We start from the raw sequence: 6,340 nt of genomic DNA, 5'->3' as shown, positions 1-6,340 counted from the left end.
CGGCGGGCAGAGATTCTCTTCACTGGTCAGCGGCGCAGCGTCTTCTTCCTGCTGCCAGAGGGAGACTTCAGCCTCAAAGGCGCTGGCCTGATGCTGACGGAAGTCGGCAATAGACTGCGCATTGTCGGCCAGGAACTGCCGGTGCTCGGCGAAATCAAATACCGTGGATTCGATGGTGATCTGAGCGCGACCTTCGCGGAAATCTTCGCGCAGCACCTCCAGTTCGGCTTCGCTGACCGGGTAGAAACGCACCTGGTCAAAGAAGCGCAGCAGCCAGGGTTCGCTGGCGGCGAACTGCTCGTTTTTCAGGAATTTATTCCAGATCGGCAGGGTGCGACCCACCAGCTGATAACCGCCTGGCGAGTCCATGCCGTAGATGCACATATACATACCGCCAATGCCCACAGTGCCTTCCGCAGTGAAGGTGCGCGCCGGATTGTATTTGGAGCTGAGCAGACGATGACGGGGGTCGACTGGCACCGCGCACGGCGCGCCAAGATAGACATCGCCAAGACCCAAAATCAGATAGCTGGCATTAAAGATCACTTCGCTGACCTGTTCACGATGCGATAAGCCATTGATGCGCTGGATAAAATCGACGTTATTCGGCAGCCATGGTGCAGTGGTGCGTACCGTTTCCTGGTAACGTTCTACCGCGCCCAGCGTGGCGCTGTCTTCAAAGGCCATCGGTAGCCAGATAATGCGTGACGGCACCTTCATCTCGCTGACATCGCCCAGTTGCTGTTCCAGCGTCAGCAGCAGGCTAATCAGCTGTTTCTGACCGAGAATGCGGCTGTCATAGCGGACTTGCAGCGAACGCACGCCCGGCGACAGCTCTTCAACGCCCGGTGGTGCACAGGCCTGAATCGCACTCATTAACAGGTGAACGCGCAGACGCAGCGCCAGATCCAGCACATTGTCGCCATACTCGATCAGCACATAGTTATCGCCAGCCTGACGATAAACCGCGGCGGGCGTTGAGGCGGTGGCGGCAAGCGCCGCCAGAATGGTGGCTGACCCCTGCGAGGACTCTGCCAGCGAGGGCAGCGCAAACGTGGCTAACGGCGCGGGAGCCAGGCTTTCAACTGTGCTGTTTTGGGCGCTTTCCAGCGCTTGCGCTTCTTCAAAGCTAATCGGGTGAAAACGAATGCGGTCGCCAGGTTTCACCTGACCCACTTTCCACAGTTCGGCTTTGGCGATGGTCACCGGGCAGACGAAGCCGCCGAGGCTTGGCCCATCACGCGTCAGGATCACCGGGAAGTCGCCGGTAAAGTTCACCGCGCCGATAGCGTATTCACAGTCGTGTACGTTTGACGGATGCAGACCGGCTTCGCCGCCGTTGGCACGCGTCCAGTCCGGCTTTGGCCCCACCAGACGCACGCCGAGGCGGTTGGAGTTGTAGTGCACCTGCCATTCGCTGGCAAAGAATTTGTCGATGGACGCGTGGGTAAAGAAGTCGGGTGCGCCGTGCGGTCCATACAGCACGCCGATGCGCCACTCATCACCGTATTCCGGCACCAGCGCAGGATCGATCGCCTGTGGTGCGCTAACCGGCGCTGGGGTGGTGCAGGCGTCCAGCTCTGGCTGTGAAATCGCCAGCATATCGGCGACGCGCAGTGTGCGCCCGCCATGCCCGCCAAACTGGCCGAGGGCGAAAGTGGAGCGGCTGCCGAGATACTCCGGCACATCAAAACCATTACGTATCGCCAGATAGGTGCGGCAACCGTTCTGCGCGCGACCCAGCGTCAGGGTTTGCCCGGCTTTTACCGTCAGCGGTTGCCAGTAGTCGACCGCCACGCCGTCGATATCGGCCGGGCAGGCGGCACCGGTCAGGGCGATAAGGGTATTGCTGTGAAAGCGCAGCGTCGGGCCTTGCAGGGTAAATTCCAGCCCGGCGGCTTCTTCCGCATTGCCAACAATGCGGTTCGCCAGGCGGAAAGCGAAATCATCCATGGGGCCGGATGGTGGCACGCCGATGTCCCAGTAGCCTAAGCGGCCAGGGTAGTCCTGAATACTGCTCCAGGTGCCTGGCTGTAACACCTCAACCACTCTGGCTTCAGGGATAAAACTGTCCAGCATGCGGGTCCAGACCTTGCCTGTGCGAAACGCCTCCGTGGCGACAACCTGACGCAGATAATCGAGGTTAGTGGCAATGCCGTGCAGCCGGGTTTCATTCAGCGCTTGCTGCATCTTCGCCAGCGCCGCTTCGCGACTGTCGGCGTGGACAATCAGCTTGGCGATCATCGGATCGTAGAAGGCGGAAACCTCAGTGCCGGTGCTGATCCAGCCGTCGACGCGGACATCTTGCGGAAAGTGGACTTCGGTTAATACGCCGGGGCTGGGCAGGAAGTTTTTTAACGGATCTTCGGCGTAAATACGCACTTCCAGCGACGCCCCTTGCGGCGCGGCGGTCATCGCCTGCCAGTCGAGTGGTACATCGGCGGCCACGCGCAACATGCACTCCACCAGATCCAGTCCGGTCACGCATTCCGTGACCGGATGCTCCACCTGCAAACGGGTATTCACTTCCAGGAAGAAAAATTCATCGCGTTCGGCATCGTAGATATATTCCACGGTACCGGCACTGCGATAGTTCACCTGTTCTCCCAGCTTTACCGCCGAGTCGAGCAATGCGGCGCGGGTAGACTGCGGCAAATTGGGTGCCGGAGTCTCTTCCACCACTTTCTGATTACGGCGCTGTAGCGAACAGTCGCGTTCACCGAGCGCAATCACCCGACCTTTGCCATCGCCAAAGATCTGCACTTCAACGTGGCGGGCGCGGTCAATACAGCGTTCGAGGAACACACCCGCATCACTGAAGAACTGTTCGCCGAGGCGGCGTACGCTCTCCCATGCTGTGCTCAGCGCAGCGGCGTCGGCACAGCGAGTCAGGCCGATGCCACCGCCACCTGCGGTGCTTTTCAGCATTACCGGATAGCCAATGCGTTCGGCGGCGCTGAGCGCGTCGTCCAGCGAAGCCAGTAGCGGCGTGCCGGGTGTCATCGGCACCCCGGCGGCGGCGGCCAGCTCACGGGCGCGGTGTTTCAGGCCAAATTCACCAATTTGGTGGGCGGTCGGGCCAACAAAGGCGATACCCGCGCTTTCACAGGCGTCGGCAAACGGCAGACTTTCCGAAAGAAAACCGTAGCCTGGCCAGATCGCCTCGCTGCCGGTCTGTTGTGCGGCAGCGAGAATTTTATCAATGCGCAGATAGCTGTCGCCCGGCTTCTCGCCGCCGAGGGCGATAGCGATATCCGCATCTTTCACATGCTGCGCGTTTTTATCGGCATCGGAATAGACCGCGACGCTGGTAATACCCAGACGTTTCAGCGTAGCAATCGCACGGCAGGCAATTTCGCCACGGTTTGCCACCAGAACAGTATTAAACATGGGTTGTCTCCTTGCGCGTCAGCCAGTTACGCCAGCCACCAAATTCGGTGATCTCAGTGGCATCGCTGAGCGCTGCCGGTTCACAAATAAAGCCTTTCACTGCGCGGCCATCGGCCAGCGTCAGGGTGCCGATACCCAACGGCGCAGGGATTTCTGCGACAAACTCACCGAAGCGCGCCAGCGGGATATCCCACAGCTCGACGGTAATCGCTTTACCGCTGCCGGCTTTCGCCAGACCCGGCTTTGGCGGCTGGGTATTCGCCAGCGCCCAGAGGCGATAGCAGGCGGCTGTTTGCGTCTCTTCCACCAGTACTGCGTGACGGGTGGTTAACTGATGATTGAGCGGCATGCCGCTGAGATGCGCACCGACCACCGCTACCCGCACATGCAGCGCCGAATCGGGCAGCGAAAGGTGATGAGCAGGCTGGGCTTTTCCGGTCGCGCCCAGCGTCAGCGCTTGCTGTTGCTGCCAGCGCTGTCCAAAGGTTGCCAGCGCCCGATCATGCCAGGCGGGTGCGACCAGCGTGATACCTGCCGGTAAACCATCGGCGCGGAACGGCCCAGGCAGCGCCAGCGCTGAGAGGTCAGCGAGATTGGTGAAATTGGTGTAGGTGCCAAACTGCGAGTTGTAGCGCACCGGCTCCTGTTTCATCTCTTCGAGGGTATGGATGGTGGGGGATGTCGGCACCACTAACGCATCAAACTGACTCAGGGTGTGCTGAATCTGGCGCGTCAGTTCGGCGCGCAGGTATTCGGCTTTAAAGGTATCCACCGCACTGTATTGCTCGCCGCTGGCGACGATGCCATGCACCACCGGGTCCATATTATCCGGTTGTTGCAGCATGTCGCCTACTGCCACGGTGCGTTCCGCCACCCACGGACCGTAGTAAAGCTGGTCGGCCAGTTGTTGAAAAGGGGTAAAGTCGATGGGGTGCAGGCTGGCACCGGTCGCGCGCAGGGCGGACAGCGCCGTTTCCCACGCGCCTTCGGCCTGCCGATCGTCAAAGAAGGTTGGCGTAGCCGGAATGGCGAAGCGCGGCGCGACTGACATGGCTGCCGGTGCCAGTGCCGGATTGCTGCGCGAATAGGCGTCGCTGGCGTCATAGCCGCCCGCGATATCCGCCACGATCCATGCATCTTCCACCGTGAGTGCAAAGACGGAAATGGTGTCATTCAGGCGGCAGGCGGGAACCACGCCGCTGGCGGAGAGCCAGCCTTTCGTCGGTTTCAGTCCGACCACATTGTTAAAAGCGGCGGGTACGCGTCCCGATCCGGCGGTGTCAGTGCCGAGTGAAAATCCGACCAGACCTCGTGCCAGCACCGAGGCAGAGCCGGAGCTGGAACCGCCGCTGACGTAAGCGGCATCGAACGTGTTAGGGACGGCACCAAACGGCGAGCGACAGCCGACCAACCCGGTGGCGTACTGGTCGAGATTGGTTTTGCCCATCACTATCGCACCGGCGGCTTTCAGACGAGCGACGGCGACGGCATCGTTTTCTGCCTGATACGTAAACGCCGGGCAGGCGGCAGAGGTGGGCCAGCCCGCGACATCAATATTGTCTTTAACCGCAAAGGGCACGCCAAACAGCGGCAACGAGGCAGGGTCTTCACGGTAAGCCGCCAGCAGCGGCGTGATTTGTGCGCGCAGTTGCGCCGGGGTCGCCAGATAGAGCCAGGCGGTATCGTCGGTCGACAGCGTTGCCAGCAGATTTTCCAGCGTGACGCCGATTGCCTCTGCATCCTGCTGATAAAGTTGTTGCCACTGCTGGAGCGTAAACCCGGTTATTGATGTCATAGTCTGAATTCCATCTGGTATACATGATGGAATTCAACAGAGCAAAGCGCGTGCCAAAAGTTAATGTTTTGATTTATATGAATTAATTAAGATTGGTGTTGTGGGGCTGCACAGTGAGTGAGCATTGCCTGAACAAAAATAGGGCGGGGTTTGCGACATCTGCCAGGGGAGCCGTTCTCGGCTCCCTTTCTGGGGCATGCAGGATGCACACCCCCGGCACGAGCGGCGAGAACGCCGCCCGACAGCAGATTTACGCTTTACGCCATCTCCGGGTCAGCGGTTTTTCAATTTCGACGATAATAAACACCATCGCGGCGACCAGTAGCGGCACAATCCAGAACAGTAGTGGCAGTGGGGTAGTGCCAAACAGGCGATTCATCAGAGGCAGATAGATAATCGCCAGCTGTAACAGCACCAGGACGCTGGTTACTATCCAGATGCCACGATTACGCAGCACGCCAGCGGTCAGTGAGAAGCCATCGGTTTTACGGCAGTTCAGCATATACGCCCACTGTGCCGTCACCAGCGTCTGCAACAGCACGGTGCGGATAAACTCGACGCTGTAACCCCTGGGTTGCAACCAGGCTTCCAGCATAAAGGCGCTGATGGCAATCAGGGTGCCGACAAACGCCACGCGCCAGATAGCATAGCCATCCATCACGTGCTGACGCGCATTACGCGGTGGGCGACGCATAGCATTTTTCTCTGCCGCTTCAAACGCAAGGCCAAAGGAGAGCGTGGCGGAGGTGGCCATATTCATCCATAAAATCTGTACCGGCGTCAGCGGCAGCAGGTTGCCCATCAGCATCGCGATAATAATTAACAGCCCCTGCGCCAGGTTGGTCGGCATAATAAACAGGATGGTTTTTTTCAGGTTGTCGTAGACACGACGCCCCTCTTTGACCGCATTGGCAATGGTGGCAAAATTATCGTCGGTCAGTACCATATCCGCCGCTTCTTTCGTCACTTCAGTACCTTTAATTCCCATGGCAATGCCGACATCCGCCTGCTTCAGTGCCGGTGCATCGTTAACCCCGTCACCGGTCATGCCGACAATCTCGTTACGGCTTTGCAGTGCTTTCACCAGGCGCAATTTATGCTCCGGGCTGGTGCGGGCAAAAATATCATACTGCTGGGCGGCGTCGGCCAGCTGCT

Annotated in this window: 3 protein-coding genes; all 3 read right to left on the bottom strand. The window is 59.4% G+C overall.

The window, feature by feature from the left end; all coding sequences use genetic code 11:
• Positions 1-3,390: urea carboxylase (uca, locus tag NG42_RS19690; RefSeq protein ID WP_420911325.1), on the bottom strand; the 3,390-nt coding region annotated here is incomplete at its 3' end.
• Positions 3,383-5,185 carry an allophanate hydrolase gene (gene atzF, locus NG42_RS19685; protein WP_052902420.1) on the bottom strand — a complete coding sequence of 601 codons (1,803 nt, stop codon included), beginning with the start codon at positions 5,183-5,185 and terminating at the stop codon, positions 3,383-3,385. The genes atzF and uca, both read right to left, overlap by 8 nt.
• 250 nt (positions 5,186-5,435) lie before the next feature.
• Positions 5,436-6,340: HAD-IC family P-type ATPase (locus NG42_RS19680; RefSeq protein WP_052902419.1), on the bottom strand; the 905-nt coding region annotated here is incomplete at its 5' end.

The organism is Winslowiella iniecta (assembly GCF_001267535.1).
Classification (GTDB): Bacteria; Pseudomonadota; Gammaproteobacteria; order Enterobacterales; family Enterobacteriaceae; genus Erwinia; species Erwinia iniecta.
This window is presented reverse-complemented; position numbering and strand designations above follow the sequence as displayed.